The organism is Teichococcus oryzae (genome assembly GCF_008386565.1).
GTDB classification, from domain to species: domain Bacteria; phylum Pseudomonadota; class Alphaproteobacteria; order Acetobacterales; family Acetobacteraceae; genus Pseudoroseomonas; species Pseudoroseomonas oryzae.
In genome coordinates this window covers 1-19,070 of the sequence record NZ_VUKA01000021.1, presented here as the reverse complement: position 1 = coordinate 19,070, position 19,070 = coordinate 1, and the positions used below count along the sequence as shown (strand labels likewise).

17 protein-coding genes and 1 pseudogene are annotated in these 19,070 nt (G+C 64.5%); 9 read left to right on the top strand and 9 right to left on the bottom strand.

The genetic code is table 11. The features are described from left to right. The first annotated feature begins 143 nt into the window (after positions 1 to 143). Entirely contained in the window at positions 144 to 1,058 is a 915-nt protein-coding gene (gene sigJ, locus F0Q34_RS19390) for an RNA polymerase sigma factor SigJ (RefSeq protein ID WP_149813960.1), read from the top strand. A 245-nt stretch (positions 1,059 to 1,303) separates the two neighbouring features. Here the strand turns inward: sigJ and F0Q34_RS19385 are convergent, their stop codons facing one another. From F0Q34_RS19385 to F0Q34_RS19375, 4 genes are all read right to left on the bottom strand, one after another. Next, entirely contained in the window at positions 1,304 to 1,792 is a 489-nt protein-coding gene (locus tag F0Q34_RS19385) for a PilZ domain-containing protein (RefSeq protein WP_161600954.1), read from the bottom strand. Positions 1,793 to 2,288: 496 nt separating this feature from the next. After that, a complete protein-coding gene (locus F0Q34_RS21895) occupies positions 2,289 to 2,441 on the bottom strand; it encodes a hypothetical protein (RefSeq protein WP_161600953.1) in 153 nt (50 codons plus the stop codon). 152 nt (positions 2,442 to 2,593) lie between these two features. Further along, entirely contained in the window at positions 2,594 to 2,917 is a 324-nt protein-coding gene (locus F0Q34_RS19380; protein ID WP_149813957.1) for a hypothetical protein, read from the bottom strand. Positions 2,918 to 4,127: 1,210 nt separating this feature from the next. Then, on the bottom strand, positions 4,128 to 4,613 hold the full coding sequence (locus tag F0Q34_RS19375; protein WP_161600952.1) for a helix-turn-helix domain-containing protein: 486 nt from the start codon (positions 4,611 to 4,613) through the stop codon (positions 4,128 to 4,130). A 384-nt stretch (positions 4,614 to 4,997) separates the two neighbouring features. Between F0Q34_RS19375 and F0Q34_RS19370 the strand changes: the two genes are divergently transcribed. The 4 genes from F0Q34_RS19370 to F0Q34_RS19355 all read left to right on the top strand — a co-directional run bounded on the left by F0Q34_RS19370 (position 4,998) and on the right by F0Q34_RS19355 (position 9,182). Beyond that, positions 4,998 to 5,696 carry a ParA family protein gene (locus tag F0Q34_RS19370; RefSeq protein WP_149813954.1) on the top strand — a complete coding sequence of 233 codons (699 nt, stop codon included), beginning with the start codon at positions 4,998 to 5,000 and terminating at the stop codon, positions 5,694 to 5,696. Further along, positions 5,693 to 5,992 (top strand): hypothetical protein, encoded by a 300-nt coding sequence (locus F0Q34_RS19365; protein WP_149813952.1) that lies wholly within the window; start codon positions 5,693 to 5,695, stop codon positions 5,990 to 5,992. The genes F0Q34_RS19370 and F0Q34_RS19365 overlap by 4 nt, the downstream gene beginning before the upstream one ends. Before the next feature lie 770 nt (positions 5,993 to 6,762). Continuing rightward, positions 6,763 to 8,952, top strand: a complete 2,190-nt coding sequence (locus F0Q34_RS19360; RefSeq protein WP_149813951.1) for a glycosyl hydrolase — start codon at positions 6,763 to 6,765, stop codon at positions 8,950 to 8,952. 35 nt (positions 8,953 to 8,987) lie between these two features. Next, positions 8,988 to 9,182, top strand: a complete 195-nt coding sequence (locus F0Q34_RS19355) for a hypothetical protein (RefSeq protein WP_149813950.1) — start codon at positions 8,988 to 8,990, stop codon at positions 9,180 to 9,182. Positions 9,183 to 10,432: 1,250 nt separating this feature from the next. On the opposite strand, the gene F0Q34_RS19350 is transcribed toward F0Q34_RS19355, so the two are convergent. The 3 genes from F0Q34_RS19350 to F0Q34_RS19340 form a co-directional block, all read right to left on the bottom strand. Further along, a complete protein-coding gene (locus tag F0Q34_RS19350; RefSeq protein ID WP_149813948.1) occupies positions 10,433 to 10,804 on the bottom strand; it encodes a hypothetical protein in 372 nt (123 codons plus the stop codon). A 682-nt stretch (positions 10,805 to 11,486) separates the two neighbouring features. Beyond that, on the bottom strand, positions 11,487 to 12,155 hold the full coding sequence (locus tag F0Q34_RS19345) for a ParA family protein (RefSeq protein WP_149813947.1): 669 nt from the start codon (positions 12,153 to 12,155) through the stop codon (positions 11,487 to 11,489). A 344-nt stretch (positions 12,156 to 12,499) separates the two neighbouring features. Continuing rightward, positions 12,500 to 13,312 carry a helix-turn-helix domain-containing protein gene (locus F0Q34_RS19340; protein ID WP_241665588.1) on the bottom strand — a complete coding sequence of 271 codons (813 nt, stop codon included), beginning with the start codon at positions 13,310 to 13,312 and terminating at the stop codon, positions 12,500 to 12,502. Positions 13,313 to 13,444: 132 nt separating this feature from the next. Here F0Q34_RS19340 and F0Q34_RS19335 point away from each other — a divergent pair, with 132 nt between their 5' ends. The 3 genes from F0Q34_RS19335 (at position 13,445) to F0Q34_RS19325 (ending at position 15,629) form a co-directional block, all read left to right on the top strand. Beyond that, a complete protein-coding gene (locus tag F0Q34_RS19335; RefSeq protein ID WP_149813946.1) occupies positions 13,445 to 13,840 on the top strand; it encodes a hypothetical protein in 396 nt (131 codons plus the stop codon). A 21-nt stretch (positions 13,841 to 13,861) separates the two neighbouring features. Then, on the top strand, positions 13,862 to 14,239 hold the full coding sequence (locus F0Q34_RS19330; protein WP_149813944.1) for a DUF1330 domain-containing protein: 378 nt from the start codon (positions 13,862 to 13,864) through the stop codon (positions 14,237 to 14,239). 259 nt (positions 14,240 to 14,498) lie between these two features. After that, positions 14,499 to 15,629 (top strand): acyl-CoA dehydrogenase family protein, encoded by a 1,131-nt coding sequence (locus tag F0Q34_RS19325; RefSeq protein ID WP_149813942.1) that lies wholly within the window; start codon positions 14,499 to 14,501, stop codon positions 15,627 to 15,629. 276 nt (positions 15,630 to 15,905) lie between these two features. Here F0Q34_RS19325 and F0Q34_RS19320 read toward each other — a convergent pair. Together F0Q34_RS19320 and ggt are read right to left on the bottom strand one after the other, a co-directional pair. Next, positions 15,906 to 16,431: pseudogene (locus F0Q34_RS19320) on the bottom strand (IS5 family transposase); the annotation flags it as partial. Between the two features lie 42 nt (positions 16,432 to 16,473). Beyond that, complete coding sequence (ggt, locus tag F0Q34_RS19315; RefSeq protein ID WP_149813940.1) at positions 16,474 to 18,198, bottom strand: gamma-glutamyltransferase; 1,725 nt, start codon at positions 18,196 to 18,198, stop codon at positions 16,474 to 16,476. A gap of 135 nt (positions 18,199 to 18,333) precedes the next feature. Between ggt and F0Q34_RS19310 the strand changes: the two genes are divergently transcribed. Beyond that, positions 18,334 to 19,070 (top strand): gamma-glutamyltransferase (locus tag F0Q34_RS19310; RefSeq protein ID WP_174242079.1); only part of this gene is annotated, 737 nt, incomplete at its 3' end.

The window sequence follows — 19,070 nt, the reverse complement described above, 5'->3', positions numbered from 1 at the left end:
ACGCTCGAAGCCATGACGAGCCGGCCGGTCGGGGTGTGACATGCCGCCCAGCATCTCCGCCTGACACCGCCGATGTCACATCCGGGCACGCTCGATCGTCTTGTCCTTGGGATCGGGCTGCGCGAGTGATCGGGACAGCGGATATGGCCGGCGAGGAAATGGTGCGGATGGAAGCGATGGGCGATCAGCGGACCACCGCCTTCGAGGCAGAGCGCAAGCGCCTGGCTCGATTGGCCTACCGAATGACAGGCTCGCTCACCGAGGCGGAGGATGTGGTGCAGGACGCATGGCTGCGGTGGGTTAGGGTCGGGGGTGGCATCGATTCGCCTCCCGCCTATCTCACCCGCATCGTCACGCGTCTTTGCCTCGACCGACGCCGCTTGGCACGGGCTCGGCGGGAAACCTATGTCGGACCCTGGCTGCCCGATCCCCTGGTCGGATCCATGGAACCGGAGGAGACGGTCGCGGACGACGTTACGGTCACGCTGATGCTGGCCCTGGAGCGTTTATCGCCTCTGGAGCGAGCGGCCTTCCTCCTGCACGACGTCTTCGACGTGCCGCTGTCGGAGGTGGCCGTCACCCTCGACCGCGAGCCGGCCGCGGTCCGCCAGCACGTACGGGTCGCGCGTCCCCGCTTCAGTATCGAACCGGTGCATGCGGAGCGGATCACCCGCGCCTTCTTCGTCGCCGCACGCGACGGGGACGTTGCGGCCCTGTCCGCGCTGCTGGCAAGAAATGTCGAGATCCATACCGATGGCGGCGGCAAGGTGCTTGCCTTCCGCAATGCTATCCACGGCATCGAGCGGGCCCTGCGCCTCTTCGCCGGTCAACGTCGCAAGGCTTCCGTGCTGCCGACGCTGCTTCGCGTCGTCACCATCGACGGCCTACCAGGCTATGTCAGCCTCGATCGAGGCGGCGTACTTCAGACGACAGCGCTCGACATCCGCGAGGACGGGATCGCTGCGATCTACATTGTCAGAAATCCAGACAAGCTATCCCACTTGACGACAGAGAGATTTTTCCCGGAACCCCTACTGCCGATACCTCCAGCCTCCTGAGCCGTCTGATGGAATGCGGCAAGCCAGATAACCGCTCGATAGGCGGTACACGTAGCTCGTTCACGGCCGAACGTTCGCTTTAGGTCAGGCTGCGCGAAGCAGCCGGTGACCGAATTGGGCCGGGTCCGGCGGTGGAGGGCCTGAAGCCACATATCCGCTTTCGACCAATTCGGGCTCTAGCCGCTCTGCTGCCATGCCACCTGCCGCCGCTGACGGTGGGTCGAGCTGGCCGCCTCAGGAGGAAGTCAGTCCTTGGCAGAGAGGGCCGGCGAAATGAGCACGTGCCGCCGCAGCGCAATGATGAGGCGCACATAGGCCGCTTCAGCCTCCAGCGCAGCCTGGCGCAACGCGTCGTCGTTGAAGAATTCGCCGGCCTGCAGAAGCCGGACAACCTCCGTCAGATCCGCATCACGCGCTGCCCGACAGGCTGCCCATGCGTGCTCATGGCGGGCTTTGCCGGGCGCGACAACCGGGATGAATTCGAGGCCAATTTCGTCAACATGCTGCCAGCGAAGGCGTGCAGGGTGGGTCACACCGTCGGGCAGGTGCAGCAGCACCTGTTCGGGCACCGCAGCCTTCACCGGAAGATAGATCCGCGCCCCACTGCTGGAGATGTTCAGCACCACACCGTCAAGCACCACGGCGTCGAAGGTGATCCGCGCCATCTTGATCAGAGGATGGCGCTTCTCGCGGCGTTCATCCCAGCGTTCCTGCCCGTTGCCGTCAGTATCCATGGGCCTGCTCGTCCGCCTCATCAATTCCCGCGATATGGTGGATCAGCGACGCATCTCTCGTCTAGGTAGAAGTTCCCGAGGCCGCCAGCCCGTCCCGCCATTTCGATCAGGAGCTCCGAGTCCGCTTTTTAGTCAGAGGAAGCACAGGGCGTGACGTCGCTTCTCCTTCTGAGCGCTTGGCGTCCAGCAAGCGGCAATGCCGATGTATCGCCCGTGGTGAATAGCCGTTCAACAGCGTTCCCTCCGCCAGGCGGATGTGGGGTTCTCCATCCAGAAGTGCCGCCCACCAACCTTTTATGTCACCCGATAACCGACGCTTACCGGATGGTTTTGTGAGGCGCCGCACTGCCTGATTGTCGCTCCGGCCTGAGGGGTTCCAAGGCTGCCTGCCACACCGAACTCACCAGTGCCGACAGCGGCCGCCAGGGCCTCCACGCTCCCTTGGGCAGCATCACCGCTTGCTATCAGCGGGCGGATCGGCGTCCTGCCCGGCCTCTCACTGCCCGATGGAGCCGGCCAGCACCACGCCGAGGGCAACCATTCCGCACCACAACAGCAGCAGCCCCAGGACCAGCCGCCACTCCTGGCGGTCGGACTGGCTGTGCTCGTCGTGATCCGGCATGGAGCCGCCGCTCGAACCCATGATCATGCCAGGCTTCTCCTCGCTGCCTGAGGATCCAACCTCCAAGGTGTGGATCGGCTTCCGCGTGGCCTGATGGTGTGGCGTGGTCCTGACGGTTCCTTCAGGCTCGCTGAGGGGATGATCTGCTGGTGTGCGGAGGCAGCCCGGCCGGCTGCCCCTCAGTCTTCGTCATCCCCATCATCCAGCGGGACCAGGAACACCACTTCCATCTCCTCCTCATCGTCCTCTTCCGGAGCAGCATCATCCTCATCGCCCGGATCCACCCCTTCCAGAATATCGTCACTGTCATCGAAGGCCGCCATCTCGTCCTCGGTCGCTGGCCGGAGGTTGAGAGGGGCCTGGCCGTCCCAGAGCGGCTTTCCGTCCGTCTGCAGGCGCTGGAGATCCGCGCGGAACCCCTCATTCTCGACGATGTGGCGCGCCTCCGCCTCCTCGGCATCGATGACGGCGATGGGCTGGCCGCCAATTTCAAGCGTGAACATGACCTTCGGCTTCTCCTCGGGGCTGCATCGCTTCAACGCTGCCGGGCCAGCTTCGTTGGCGGCCCCTGAAGCGCGGCTGGATGCCAGCCCGGAGGTTGCGATGGGTCACCGGCCCCGCCCTTCAGGGACGCCCGCAGGGCCGATTGCAACAGATGCTGCGCTAGGTCCTGCGCCCCCTGCCCCGGATGCCGCAGCATCCAGTCGAGCGGCCGGGTGCCCTGGAACGGGGCCGGCTTGAGCGGCTGGCGGAGCCACTTCGCGGGATCTCTGCGCCAGGCGGGTCAGGCTGGCGTCGAGACCCTGGAGCAGCTGCAATGTCTCCGCCTCGGCCGGGGTCAGCTTGAAGCGCGGCCGCGTTTTCTTCCGGGTCAGCCCACCGCCATGGCCCAGCAACTCCAGCGCTGGTTCATCCGACATCTGCCAGCGATCCATCAGCGTCCAGAAGGCGCTGGAGGTCAGGCCGGCCAGAACCGCAGGTGCCTTTGACACCGATAGACCGCGCGTCGGCGCAAGAGAGGATGCCGGCGGTGTCGCGGCTCTGCGCCCCCTTCCCTGGCCTTTGGCAGCGGGTGCCGGCTTTGCGGCAACAACCCGCAGGGGCGGCGGACGCGGCGGCGGCTTGGCCGGTGGAGGCGGCGCCGGGGCTTGCGGCTGCGGCCGCGGGTTCCTCGCCTGCCCGATCCACGCCAAAGGCGGCACAAAGCTGGTGGAGCACGGCCCCAGCCTGCAGCAGCAGCGGGGGGCGAGAGGGCGTCCTCGGAGGGTGGCGCCAGGCTGCCATCCCTGCGCAGCGGCTCCCGCACCGGCAGGACTGCTTCCAGCTTGCAGGCGGGGCTTCAGCGGGTGGCGCGGGTCGATGACGGCGCTGGCCGCCTCGCCGCCTGCCGCCGCCTCGCCGCGCTTGCTGGCTAACACCGCGGCGATCATCCGCTCGATCGCCGCGCGCATCAGGCCGGCTGCGTTGCGCGAACCTGTCTTAGAGAGTTGTTGCGCGTCTTGGAGGTCGCCGCTGGCTAGGCGCAGCAGGCTGGCCACACGGCGGCGCAGCGTCAGGCCCCCCTTCCCTCGCCGGGTCTGCGAAGCATGGCTCATGGCATCAGGCCCAAGGCCGCAGCCCCGCTGAGACAGAGTTCGGCCGCCGCGTCGTCCTTCGTTTCCATGGTCCAGCCCTCCGGCGCACCCTCCTCCCATCGCAAGGCAGCCCACCGCCTCAGCCGGCGCCTGGAGCCAGGGCCCCCTCACCTTTCTGATCCGAAGTCAGCCAGGACAGCAGATCTCCGGGGCTGCCACCACAGAGTTGCGCCAGCCGCGCAAGCGCCGCCCGGCCTCCAAGGGACAAATTGTCCCCGGAAGAATCACAGATTGATTCTTCTTTGTTTTCTGGCTCGGGAGACAGGAGGGCATAAAGGTTGGTGTCCTTCCGGCAGCGCCGGGTCTGGCGCGTCTGCCAAACCAGGAGGCCCAGATCACGCAGAATGGCGTGCTGGCGGGTCACCGTCTTTTCGGAGATGCCGAGATCCAGCGCCAGGGTGCAGCGGGACGGCCAGAGCTGGCCGGTGCCTTTCCGAGCACGGCGCAGCATGACACGGGCCAGGAGATAGCCCGTGGCCGTCAGGCGCTGGCCCCTGAGGGTCAGCTCACGGGTGGTGTAGGCGAGCCAGACAGCCCGCGCGAAAGCATTGCGGTCGAACGACATCAATCGGTCCTTGTGGATTGGACCGTCAGCCGCCGGACAAGCCTCAGGCATTTCCGCAAGTTGGCGCTTGCGAAAGGAGGCTTGGTGAGGCAGGATGCGAGCGTAGAATTTGGTTCTCGCGCCCGCCTCTCGGCGGTGACGGAAAGCTCTTACGGTTGGCGCCGTGAGGGCTTTTTCGTTTCTGGGTTCTGCTTCTCTGCGGATCTCCAAATTGTGGCGGCCAGGGTAACCACCCTTTCATCCTCAGGCTAGCGTGAAGCTGGCGCCTGCAAAGCATTATTTTCTAACAGTGTTTTAGAGGAGTTCCGGATATCCGGAGGCCAGGATATCCCTAGTTCCGGAAAGCCGGTTGTCAGGAGATTAAGTCTGTCGGATGCTTCACGCATGAAAACCGCGCCGATTCTGGCACTTGCCAGCACCAAAGGCGGGGTGGGTAAGACCACCCTCACCTACTGCCTAGCCATAGAGATGGCTCGAAGGTTATCCGGAATGCCAGGAATCCGGAAATCCGGAAATCCGGAAGAATGCGCAGTCGAGTGCATCGATGCCGACCCTAACCGGACGCTTTACGAGGCAGTTCGTAAGGGGCGGCCGCACGGAGTCCGCGGCGAGATCGCCACTGTGGACACTATATTGCCGGCTATTCGAGATGCCACGCTTCGGGCGAAGGTAGTCCTCATCGACCTAGAGGGCAGTTCTAACCAGGCGATGTTGTATGCCTGCGGCAAGGCTGACTTGGTTCTGGTTCCCGCGCAGCCGAGCCTATTTGATGTCGTCGAGGCGATGAAGACTCTGGATGTGGTGGCCAAGGCGGCCGATCTGACTGGCCGGGATATTCCGACCAAAGTCATTCTCACAAGGACACCCGTTTTGCGGCAGCGGGTTGCTGATCACAGCCGGAAGCAGTTCCTGGCGAAGGGTTTGCCGCTAATGACCTGCGAATTGGTGGAGCGGGCGGCATTCAAAATGATGACCTATACCGGCCAGTCACCATCTGAGATCGACCCTGAAGGCGGAGCTGCCGCCAACGTCTCAGCTCTGACCGACGAGGTCATGAGCCTCCTGCCGATTGATGCCCAATGAGCAAGCGTCCAGCCCCCGCACTTCCTGACATTGGCGATGACGAAATCAAGGCTCGCCTGCAACCGCTCATCGAGGAGGTTGTTCCGAAGCGCACGCCGGGTAAGGCAACACGCTCCAAGGTAGTGAATGCGGAGTTCTTAATGCCCGAACCAGTTCGCATGGAGATGCGGATCCGTGCAGCGAAACGTGGCATCTCGGCATCCAAGCTGCTCTTGGAGATCTTACGCGATGCGGGATATCCGGTCTCGGATGCCGACTTTGTCGATCTGCGGAAGCTACCCAGAAAAATCGGATAACGGGAATTCAGGAGTTCCGGATAAATGAATATCCGGATTTTCGGATATCTATAACGCCGGGACACCGGATATCCACAGGTCAGGCCCTGCGGATATCCGGTATTCCTGAAGTTTGGCATTGATAGTATACTGATTTTAAACACTTAATTTCTTTATCGCACGTAATATCGTGTGCCTTCTCGGATGCCAATCTCTTAGCCGGATCGTCACTCGGCAGGCCTTTATTCCTGAGCACCAACCATACAGCATGGCGAGTGATGCGGACGGCTTTTTGCGTGAACCACTTACTTTGGACCCTTCAAGGCCACTGACCATGGTAGTGCGAGCCGCAGGGCAGGGGGAGCCGCAGTGAGTTACAGGAGCTTCTCCTGAAAGATCCTCAGGCAGGCTCGGTAGCGGCGTCGATGCCGAGTTCGAGTAGGCCGAGTAGTTCTGCCAGGGTGAGTAGGGCGCGAGGCGCGCCTGCGCGCTTTCAAGGCCAGCTGCAATAAGGAAGCCCGGCTGGGGACGTGTCCCCGAACTGCCCACAGCGCGCCAATCCGCAAAATCTTCTATGCCCTTCAGACCCAGATCCCGTGCGGCTGTAGCCAGAGTGGTTTTGTTAGCGGTTGCTGAACACGCCCACGTCTGCACAGCCCCGTCCAAGCTCATGTCAGCCCTGCGCGAGGGTTTGACGCGATCCGCGCCGTCTTAACCCTTTCTTGACCATTATCACTCACTTTTGAGTGATCAGCCCCGCAGGGGCTGTGATCCTCCAAAGTGAGCCCCCCATGACCGCTCTCGGCGTCTACATCGACAACAACAAGAGCCACGTCCACAGCTTCGAGACGTGGCTCGGCCGCGAGGTGGATTTCGTGCATGCGGTGGTCGGCTTCCAGAGCTGGAACGACTACGTCAGCAGTGCCAAGTGGAGCGTCAACAGCCTGTGGAAGGATCTGGGGCGCGACCTGCACTGGTCGGTGCCGATCATCTCCAAGGAAGGCAATCTGTGGAATGCCGCCAAGGGCGACTACAACAAGTATTACGAGCAGGTCGCGCTGACGATCCTGAACGGCACGCCGGGCACCGAGAAGATCTATGTCCGCACCGGCTGGGAGGCGAATGGCGACTGGTTCTTCTGGAACGCCATCGGCAAGGAAGAGGCCTTCAAGGGCGCCTTCCGCGAATTCGTCGAAACCTTCCGCGACGTGTCCGACCGCTTTGTCTTCGAGTGGAACGTGTCGCAGACCAGCGGCGGGCTCGATCCGGCGACGATCTATCCCGGTGACGACGTGGTCGACATCATCGGCATGGATTTCTACTACAAGCCGCAATGGCACGGCTACGACGCCGCCAAGGGCTTCGCCGCCATCCGCGACGACGTCTATGGCCTGCAATGGCTGGAGAACTTCGCCAAGGCGCATGGCAAGCCGACCTCCTATTCCGAGTGGGGCGTGCAGGGCGACTATTCGGCCGAGTTCGTGAAGCTCGCCAAGGCCTGGTTCGACAGCCACGACGTCGTGCTGCAATCCTACTGGGACTCCAATGTGGATTATCCGGGCAAGCTGTCCGACAACAGCGACCCCACCACCGGCGCGGCCTACAAGAAGTACTTCTCCGGCCCCAGCACCGTCGAACTCCCGGACGGGGGCGGCGCCAGGCCCCCGGTGGTGCCGGAGCCTTCCAGCCCAGCCACTGACGGCCTGGTGGCCAAGGCCAGCGGCGCCTGGGACTTCCAGTCCTGGGGCGGCAAGAACTGGGTCGGCGGCAGCAGCAATGACTGGCATCAGTCCAGTGGCGGCGGTGACACCCTGCGCGGCGGCAAGGGCGACGACACCTATGTGGTGTTCGGCGCCAGTGACAAGGTCATCGAGGCCGCCGGCCAGGGCATCGACACCGTGCAGACCTGGCTGTCCAGCTACACCCTGCCCGAGCATGTCGAGAACCTGACTTTCACCGGGGCGGGCTGGTCGAACGGCACCGGCAACGCCCAGGCCAACATCATCATCGGCAATGCCAGCCCGAACCAGCTGAACGGCAAGGGCGGCAACGACCTGCTGACCGGCGGCGCCGGCAACGACATCTTTGTCATCGCCCGCGGCGAGGGCAACGACACCATCACCGATTTCAGGGGCGGTGCCGGCCTGGGCGATGTGGTCAGGCTCGACGGCTTCGCCCTCAAGGATTTCGCCGCCGTGAAGGCGGCCGCCCGGCAATCCGGCGCGGACACGGTGATCAACCTCGGCGACGGGCAGAGCCTGACCCTGCTCGGCGTCAAGCTGGGCAGCCTCGCGGCGGACGACTTTTCGCTGGTCAACATCAAGGCGCCGATCGCCGCGGCGCCGGTGCTGCCGCCGGCCGCCGAAACGCCGGCTGTGCTGCCGGGCAGCGGCGCGCCGACGAAGTGGCTCTATGGCACGGCCAAGGCCGAGACGCTGACCGGCAGCGCCGGCCGCGACGGCTTCAAGGGCAATGGCGGCGGCGACACCCTGAAGGGCGGCGCCGGCGACGACACCTATGTGGTCTACGCGGCCAATGACAAGGTGGTCGAATATGCCGGCCAGGGCATCGACACGGTGCAGACCTGGCTGACCAGCTACACCCTGCCGGACCAGGTCGAGAACCTCGTCATCACCGGCGCCTCCTGGACCACGGCGACCGGCAACGCGCTGGCCAACCGGATCACCGGCAATGACGCGCCCAACGTCCTCGACGGCCGCGGCGGCGATGACGTGCTGACCGGCGGCGGCGGAAACGACACCTTTGTCATCACCAAGGGCCTGGGCCACGATGTCATCACCGACTTCCAGGGCGCCGGCCGCGCCGGCGGCGACACGCTGCTGCTGAAGGGCTTCGGCAAGGGCGCCACCCTGACCCACCAGGGCGACGACTGGTCGATCCGCGCCGCCGATGGCAGCGTCACCCACCTCACCATCGACAACGTCACCAGCCTCGCCACCAACGACTATGTCTGGGGGTGAGGGTTCAGACTGCTGCCCCAGCAGTCGGGCCTCCAGTGCTGCCACGACGTCATCCGCGTTTGTCAGTCCGGCACCACAAGATCGATCTCAGCGGCTACTTCATCGCCTCGGCTGACCTGGCTGAGGCCGCCAGGGGCCTGTTGCTCAGCTTCCCGGCCGTCTACGAAACCGGCGAGATCCTGCTCGAGGGCGTGCGTGGCGTGCGCGCGGGCGATATCGTCTTTGGCTGAACCTCGCCGGCCTTCACCAGCCTGAAAGAGGTCTTGGAAGCTGGCTCAGCTGCGCCCAGCAAGGCTTTGCCGCAGCCTTTCATGGTTCCGCGTCGACCCATCTCGGCATCGTGGGCGGAAGAGCTACCCTTGTAGGCTCCTATGCTGAGGCGTCTGAGCCGCGCCAGCCACCTTCGGTGATCCACCGAAACCAGACCGGATGGTGAGGCTTTATGCCGCCGGGCTAAGTCGTCTGGCGGCTTGTCCGCGAAACCGCCCCTGGCGCGGCAGGGGCGGGGCAGTTTCGGCTGTTCCGCTAGCGAGGACAAGTCAGTCTGCTGGACATGCCAGCAGCAGCAGCAGAGGCTCCAATGAGCCCAGTCACCACAGGATGGTGAAGCTCCAAGAAGCCAGAAAGCCACTCAGGGTAACCAGGACCATCTCCACCTTATCCATGTCCGTAGCTTTCTCCTGGCATCTGCGCAGAAGCGCGATGGAGCACCCAACATAATCACACAACCTTGAGATGTTAACCCCTGATCTGAACAGCTTAAGGTAGCGGTGCTCTGCGGATTTTTGAGCCTGGACGGTTCTTTCAGGCTGCTTGGCCGGTAGCGGAAAGCCCAGCCCGACAATGTCGGGGCGAGCAGTAGCAAGACGAGGCCTCAGCGCCTTCGTGCGAGTGAGGCCGGCGCGGAAACCGCCAGATGGGTACCTTAATAGGCTTCATTAAAAGCTGCATTTTCTGTGAAACCACAACCATAAGAGGCGCATTTAATAGAGGTTACTACCTGTATCCAGCTTGGACTTCTCTTCGTACCCTCCCCTCACCGCCCCGGTTCGGCAGAGCCGGGGCGGCTTTTAATCAAAGGGCGCCTAGGCTCCGAACGCCTGTGCGGCAAGTGTGGGCAAGATGCCCATGGCCTCCACGGTGACCTCCAGAGGGATGATGCGGCCATTCGCTTACGACTTGTTCAGAATGCGATTGCCGACAGTGATCATCATTGGAGCTTCTTGCACCCCTCTCCGATCCTCCTTCCACCGTTCCGTACAACCGCTTGCTAGCTGCCCTGCCGCCAGAGAGCTGGGCCCGTCCTGGGTGCAGTTTGAGACAGTTGAGCTTCCGCTCTGGGCAGTGCTGCAGGAGGTCAGATCGCTGAGGCGGCTCCGGCTGCGGGCGCAGCGCGAGCTTGATGAGATGCGTGCCTGCTCCGGCCTCGGCATATTCGGCACGCGCGAGGTGAAAGGCTGATCGGTAGCAGGGTTAGCCCTTAGGGAAGCCATTCCATAGCCTGCGCGATGAAGCTGTCACACAGGCGCTTGGCTTGTTCCTGCCCGGCCATGATCGTGTCCGCGGGCACGTTCAGGGGGTTCTCCTTCCAGCGGATGGACGCAGTCTCAAAGGCGTCCGCGAGGGAGAAGCGTCCTTCCGCCAGACGCTCCAGGAGGTTCAGGGCGTAGGCGATCTCGCTGCCCGCTCCCGGGATGTCTGGCGTGGCCAGCGCCGAGGCAAAGCCGTTCTCCGCTGTTTGCTTCGCTGCCCCGAGGTCCGAAAACCGATGCATGATGAGGAGGCTGATCGTGATCGGATGCCCTGGATAGATAGGGCTCTCACCGAGATACTGGATCGCGAACTCGCCCATGGACACTGCCCCTCGCTGCTTGCTTTATCCCAGCGCTCTTCAGCCTCGGCAATCCGCGCTTCCTCGTGGAATGGCCGGATATGCTCCGGCCGCCAATCTCCCGGACCATTTCCAAGGAATGCTAAAATGCTCCGCTGTCGCTGCGGGGGAGCCGCAGGAGCCATCCAGCTGCAAGCGGTAGAAGTAGGGCACCTTCCCGAAGGCTCACGAGATGTGCGGATATTAGTTTGCTTGCAAGAGGCCACACCTCGCTTGTGGGCTAGTGAGCCATCTCCCTCGCAAGAAGGCACAGCTGGCTCACCCGACTCCATGCACGGGTTTCCCGATATGGGGATACCCACATAGCCGCCTATGCCCCTTCCGGGCTATCCCCCCTTACGCCCCCTACGCCGGCCCTCCGGCGGGTTTACGTCCGCTTCTGGAACTGCATAACCTGCGTCCCGCATGAGACGGGCGAAGAAACGCCGTGTGCTGCCCGCCTTGGTGGCCTCCTCCGCAATTAGGTCAGCGAAGGCTGCCGTGACCTTGAAGTTGACCTGTGTGTTGGCAGCCTCGACCACAGGAGACGCAGGCGGCGGTTCAGGGCGGATGTGGGTGACGACTGCGGCAGGCGTGTTCCGGGTGGCGTCGGAGATCTGCGCCGCCAGATCTGCGCCGCTCACACGCTTGGGCTTGAAGTTGCTCATGCAGCTACACCCCTAGCGGGAGTATTGGGGATAGCCCCCTTGGCGACTAGCTCCGCTATTAGGCTAGAGGCCTGCTGCCCCACTTTGCCGGAGATCGGCACCATGCCGCTGAAGGACATCTTTGCGAAGTCGGCTAGGTCTCCGAAGGACTGCTGAAGGGGACTGATCTTTTCCTCCTGAAGGCTCTCCAACGTGGCACGCTCTGAGAGGCCCCGCGGCTTCCAACGGGTAAGAACGACACTATAAGGGATAGACCTCCTAGCAGCCTTAGAGAGGCTACCAACCTGCTGGCTAGTCCGCATCGTCTCCAGGACACTGCCGCGGTCGGGCATGCAGGGGATGAGGACGTGGTCAGCCATGCCGATGGCGGAGGCGGCGGTCAGGTTCTCAAAGCCAGCAGTATCCACCAGGACCACGTCGTGGTCCTCTGCCAGCTCCGCCGCGAGGTCGACGACCTTAATGTGGTCCACTTCACTGCGGCAGGTGAGGGGAGGACCCTCATAGGCCGCGGCATGCCATCCGGCGAAGCTCTGGTTCCGGTCCGCGTCGACCACGGCCACCTTGAAGCCCTGGGCCGCCAGATTGGCCGCTAGGATCATCACGGTGGTTGTCTTGGCACAGCCGCCCTTGCCTGAGGCGACCGTTAAGATATTCCCCATATCCATCTATCCCCTTAGAAAACAGCTATCCCCATAGCCCCCACTTGGCGGATAGGGACATAGTGGGAGAAAGAGGGCAATAGGGATATGCGGGTAGTAGGGGTGGTCCCCTATCTCCTTGCTTACCTATTTGGGATGGAGTGTCTTGCTAGCCTTCTCAGAGAGGCCGGGCCGATCCGGTGAACGCTGACCGTTTCGAGGGGTCTTCGGCTCAACCGGTAGTCGCAGTTTGTATACCTCTGCCCGTTCTCCAAGGCCGACAGACGGTAGAGCACGCCGTCCAGCATAAGTGTGGTCAAGATGGCCCAACAGCAGGTCGCGTGATTTGAGGAGGCCGGAGTTGTCGGAGTTCACTCCCCGCGACGCCCCAACAGCCTCGGCATTGCCAGGGCGGTTGTGTCATCGGCTGGGAAGAAGGTCTCGATCGTCACCTCGGCCAGGGTGACATCCACCGCCGTGCCGAACACCGTCGTGGTGCTGAGGAAGCTGAGCGGCCCCTCGGCGCCTGCTAGCCGTAGCGGTACGGCGATGCTGGCCTCGTCGAGGGGCGCCGCGCGGGTCCCGCGCGCCTGGGGCGGCAAGGGATAGGCCTTCAGCTCCTCCAGCAGCCGCAGCAGCACCGCATCGGCGCTGGCCTGCACCTCATGCGTCAGCCGCGCCAGGAGGTGGGCACGCCATTCGGCGAAGTTCAGGATGCGCGGCGCCAGCCCCTCCGGATGCAGGCTGAGGCGCAGCACATTGACCGGCGGCTGCATCAGCGGGCCTGACAACCCGCCCAGCAGCGCGAAGACCGCCTCATTGGCCGAGATCAGGTTCCAGTGCCGGTCCACCGCCAGGGCCGGGTGCGGGCTGTGCCCGTGCAGGATGCGCTCCATGGCCTGCCGCGCCGCCGCCAGTTCCGGCGCCTGCAACGGGCGCTCGCGGAAGAATGGCGCGAAGCCCGCCGCCGCCAGGATGGCGTTGCGCTCGCGCAGCGGCACGCGGAGCTGCTCCGTCAGATGCAGCACCATTGCCCGGCTGGGCAGGGCACGTCCGCCCTCCAGGCAACTCAGATGCCGCTGCGAGATCCCGGCCTCCAGCGCCAGGGCCATCTGGCTCAGCCGTTTTTGCCGCCGCCAGTGCCGCAGCAGGGTGCCAGCCGTAGGCCGCTCCGTGTTCATCATGGCCGGAGCCTAGCCAGCCTCCCGGGCAAGGAACAATGACCTGCGAGGTCATCGACCGGTTGCCGGGGCAGGGTCCAGCCTCGCCGCACCGGCCCGCATCCCGCGGTGCCGCTGATCCGCGAGGACCGCGCCATGCGCCATCCGACTTTCCGCCTGCCCCTGCATACCCTGCTGGGCCTCGACGCGCTGAGCTGCGCCGTCATGGGGGCCGCGCTGCTGGCCGCTCCTGTCCCGCTGGGCCGCTGGATGGCCCTGCCGCCCACGTTGCTGGGTGGGGCCGGGCTGGCGCTGCTGCTGATCGCGGCCTTCATGGCGTGGCTGGCCTGCCGGCCCGCCGTTCCGCGCTGGGGCCTGGGCCTGGTGGTGGCCGGCAATGCGCTCTGGGCCATGGGGAGCGTGCTGCTGCCAATGCTGGGGCTGGTGTCGCCCAGCCTGCCGGGTTGGCTGTTCCTGCTTGGCCAGGCCGGCGCGGTGGCCCTGCTGGCCTGGCTGGAAGCCGGGGCGCGGCCTGCTCCGGCAATGGCCTGAGCCGGAAGGAAGGATTATGCCATGACCTGCTACGCCATTGGCCTGCTGCACGACGTGAGGATGGGGGCTGATATTGTCACCTATCTGGAAGGCATCGATGCCACGCTGGCGCCCTTTGGGGGCCGCTTTCTGATCCATGGTGGCCCATGTGAGGTGCTCGAAGGCAGCGGTGGGAGCGACCTGATCGTCATCGCCTTTCCGGACCGGGCCGCCGCCCGGTCCTGGTATGGCTCTCCGGCTTACCAGGCGCTGCTGCCGCTGCGGCGGTGCAATGCGCGGGGCGAGGTGTTCCTGATCGATGGGGTGGAGGAAGGGCATCAGGCCACGGACATCCTGCGAGCGGGACAGAAGGCAGCGCCCCCGCAACGCTGTGCCGAGGCAGGAGCCGGCAGAAGGTGACGAGGCAATCCCTCGAAACCGCATGAGATGCATAGGGATCGGCGGCGGCGAACGTCACCAAGTGGCGTGGTTGAGGTGCAAGCTACTCTGCCGTCGAGGTGTCTTGGCTTGCTCGGGGAGCCTCTTCGCTGTCCGATGGTCCTCCTTGTGCCAGGCGCCTGTCGCCAGTCCATGAAAGCTCCGGGCACGCTGGACATGATGGTCGGAACTCTATGGCTGACGCGATGAACAACAACGATGATTCCGGAGAAACCTGCCCATGATCCTCACCGAGACCCAAGCCGAGATCCGCAAGGCTGTGCGCGCTTTCGCGCAGGATCGCCTTGCCCCGGGCGCCGCCGCCCGCGACCGGGAGCACCGCTTTCCCCGCGAAGAACTCGCGGAAATGGGTAGCCTCGGCTTTCTCGGCATGTTGGTGCCGGAGCGTTATGGCGGCTCTGAAACTGACCTGGTCGCCTATGCCCTCGCAGTGGAGGAAATTGCAGCAGCGGATGGGGCCTGCTCCACCATCGTGAGCGTGCATTGCTCCCTGGTCTGCATCCCGATCCTGCAGTTCGGCACCGCGGAACAGCGCGAACGCTTTCTGCCGGTGCTCGCTTCAGGTGCGTGGGTCGGCGGCTTCGCCCTCACCGAGCCGCAGGCGGGTTCGGACGCAGCGAACCTCCGGACCCGCGCGCGCCGCGATGGTGACTATTACATCCTTTCCGGTTCCAAGCAGTTCATCACCTCGGGCAAGAACGGCAACCTGATGATTGTGTTCGCGGTCACCGATCCGGATGCGGGCAAGAAAGGGATTTCCGCCTTCATTGTGCCCACTGATACCCCTGGTTACGAGGTGGTCCACATCGAGCAGAAGCTCGGTCAGCATTCCTCGGACACCTGCCAGCTTGCCTTCAACGACATGCGCATTCCGGCAGATCTGCGGCTCGGTGCAGAGGGCGAGGGGCTGAAGATTGCGCTATCCAATCTTGAGGGCGGCCGCATCGGCATTGCCGCCCAATGCGTAGGTATGGCGCGCGGGGCGTTCGAGGCGGCCCACGCCTATGCTCAAGAGCGCATCACCTTCAGCAAGCCCATCATTCAGCATCAGGCAATCGCCTTCCGCCTTGCCGACATGGCCACTCGCATCGAGGCGGCCCGGCAGATGGTGCTTCACGCCGCCGCCCTCCGGCAGGCCGGCCTGCCATGTCTCACCGAGGCCTCCATGGCGAAGCTCTTTGCCTCCGAAGCCGCGGAACTTGTATGCTCAGCAGCAATCCAGGTCTATGGCGGCTACGGCTATCTGGCCGACTTTCAGGTCGAGCGCATTTATCGCGACGTGCGCGTCTGCCAGATCTATGAGGGCACGAGTGATGTGCAACGCCTCATCATAGCGCGGGGGCTGAAATAACGAATGGCTGCCGGCTCCGGTCAGGGCGCCAGTGAACTGCGCATGCTTCGTTGAAACCTTCTTGGCCGATGATCTGGGAATCAAGGGGTTGTAGGTGAGGACGCGAATGATGAGCTCGCGACGCCGACCCTGACGATCATGTGCGTCAAAGTGGGAGCCAGAGGACGCTTGTGCTGGCTGAAGCCGCTCTCGCTCTGCCAGCGCCAGCTGTGAACGACGTGGGAAAGTGACAGTGGCGAGCTTGCTTGCAGCACATCTCAGACTAGGGCCCGTCAGCCTTGAGCCGATCGAGTGAGGCGGCCAGTCCGGCAGGCAGCTGAGCAGGGTGCGTGCCATTGGCAGTTCATGCGCCTGGCCTGGCGCTAGGTCGAACGTCGCAGCGCGACCTCCTCCATCGGCGATCACGCACGCCTTTGCCATAGCCACCACGAGAGCGGCCAAGAGCCTCACGCGCATCGCGTCGGGCTCAGGACCCGCCTTTTTGGCCGCACCGGCAGCCTTCTGATGTGCGCGGATGTTGCTGCCATCCAGGAAGGCCATATCGAGCCGTAGGCCCTTCTCCTGCACCAGGCTCAGCAAGCGCTCCCAGACGCCATGCCTGCCCCAGCGAATGAAGGTCTGCGCCGCCATCCAACCAGGAACCATACTCGGCGGGCACGTCCCGCCACTTGGCGCCGTTCTGGCAACGCCAGACGATCGCCTCCATAGTGCGCCGGAGGTCATGGTGCTGCGTCTTGCGGTGTGGGCGACAGGTTTCAATCAGCGGCTCCAGCGCCGCCCACTGCTCATCCGTCAGCGCCATCCAGGATGGCGCTGGCTCGCCACCCAGGAGCAATAAAGGTAATCAGAGCGCGCCGGCCCAACCGTCGCGGCGCGGGTCGCTCCCGGCCATGCGCACCCCATTAGGTAGCATGCGGATGCAGGCAATGCTGCAGGGACCATCCAGGTAGGGGATCATATTCAGGTTGTGTCCACGCTCTCCCAGGCCCTCGAGGGCGGTCTCGGGAAACCCCGCTTCGAGAGTCAGTGCGTCACTGCCGCCATGCGGCCAGTTCGCCCCCTGGCCAGGCTGGTCGCTGCTCCAACGTGGCGCCTCCGCGATCTGCTGGGGATCCAGACCCAGGTCGATCAGGCTGACCGCCGTTTGCAGGTTGACCTGAACCTGATTGTCAGCGCCAGGGGTTCCAAAGACCGCCCAGGGCCTGCCATCCCGCAGCACCATGGGCGCGTTCATGGTATGGCGCACCCGTTTGCCAGGTTGCAGCGCATTCGGATGCGTCATATTCAGATGCCAGCAGTTCATGCGGTTGTTCATCAGCACGCCCGTGCCGGCAGCAACCGTGCCGGAACCGAAGGCATTGTTCAGGCTCTGGATCGCGGACACAGCATTGCCATTGCCGTCCACCACACAGAAATAGGTCGTGTTGCCGTCCGTTGGCACAGGTTGCTGCAGTGGGATGCTGGCAGCGCGCTTCGGATCGATCCGCCCAGCCAGTTCATCGGCGTAGCTGTCGGACAGCAGGTGCTCCAGCGGAACGGCGCGGAACCGCGGGTCACCGGCATGACGCTCGCGGTCCAGAAAGGCCAGCTTTTTGGCTTCGACCAGCAGGTGCAGCAGCTCGGCTGAGCCTTCTCCCAGCGCCGCCAGATCGAAGCGCTCGACGATCTTCAGCTCCTGAAGCAAGACGAAGCCGGTGGAATTGGGCGGCGTCTGCCGCACCTCGAAGCCGCGGTAGCGGATGCTGAGGGGCTGCTGCACCTCAGGCTCAAAGGCGGCGAGATCCTCAACGGCCACCAGCGCACCGCTTTGTCGCAGCCCTGCCGCCAGCCGCCTGGCAAGGGAGCCGCGGTAAAAGGAGTCCGCTCCATTCGCCGCCACCTCCTCCAGGGTGCAGGCCAGGTCAGGCTGCACCAGCAGCGCACCCAGCTCCGGAATCTCGCCATCGTGCAGGAAGGTCACGGCAGCGGTCGGATCTGCTTGCAGCCGCGCGCGCATCAGCCCGGCGAAGGCACGGTAGGTGTGGGTCACGGGTACGCCATCCCGGGCCAGGTTGATGGCAGGCTGGCAGATGACGGACCATGGGAGCACACCGTGGCCAGCGTGCATGGCCGTCACAGCGGCCAGTGCCCCTGGCGTGCTGATACTGGCAGGGCCGAACAGCGGCATGCCCTGCGGGAAGCCGGCCGGATCCGCCGCCGCCGGCGCCGTGCCCGCGCCGTTGTAAACCACGGATCGCGCCTCGGCGGATGCCCAGATGTGGTAGAAGCCGTCGCCTCCCAGTCCGGACATGTGTGGCTCAGCCACACCCAGCGCCAGGGAGATGGCGGCGGCCGCGTCCGCGGCATTGCCGCCCGCACGCAGCATGCTGAGCCCGGCCTCCGTGGCGGCCGGGTGGTTGGTGGCGACAGCAGCCTTGCGCCCCATGATCAAGGGACGGTGGCTGCGGCGGCGAGGATCCATCATGGCGGCGAGACCTTTGTCAACGGGACGGCATTGCTCCGGTGCGGAAGCCAACTGCTTCCCACCCTTTGCGGTCCATGGGCAGCCAGAGATTGTGTCAATCAGCATGAATGCGGTCCAGACTGCGCTGGATAGCCTCCACTCAGGGGCAACTCTGGCTTACGGTCGAGCAGTTGAGATGACCGACAGAGAGGGGACGTTATGACGGCTGTTGCACCCGCACCGGAACAGCGAGGCACTGGCATGGTGGCGAGCGCACATCCGCGCGCGTCGCAGGCGGGCTGCGAGATCCTGGAGGCAGGTGGCAACGCCTTCGACGCCGCTGTGGCGGTGGCCGCGGCACTGAACGTCGTCGAGCCCTACATGTCCGGCTTGGCGGGCATGGGCTTCGCCACCATGTGGGTCGCGGCGGAAGCGCGGGTCCGGGTGCTGGATTTCGTACCGCCGATCCCACGGTCTTTTCCGGTCGGGCACTTCACCTCCCGTGAGCAACTGCTTTCCGGGCCAGCCGCGGTGGCCAGCCCGGGAAACCTTGCGGGCTGGTGCGCGCTGCACGCGGCTTATGGCCGCTTGCCCCTGTGTCAGGCGCTGGCGCCTGCGATAGCCCTCGCCGAGCAGGGGTTCGAATTTTCCGCCTTCGGGATCGAGGAGGTCGCGGAATTCGCCCCGGGCCACGCGGCCGCTCCGGGTACGGGCGAGGCCTTTTCGTCCACCTTTCCCTTCCACACGACGCTTCGGGCAGGCGATCAGGTGCGCGCGCCGATGCTCGCCGCCACGCTGCGGCAGGTGGCGGAGGGCGGTGCCGACGTGTTGTACCGAGGCGAACTCGGGGCCCGCATGGTCACCTTCCTGGCGGAGCATGGTGGCACGCTGACGCGCGACGACCTTGCCTCGGTGTCGCCCGTCTGGCGGGAGCCGCTCTCCGCCACTTATCGGGGCCTGCGCATCCATGTGCCGCCGCCGCCTTGCGAGGGCTTCCA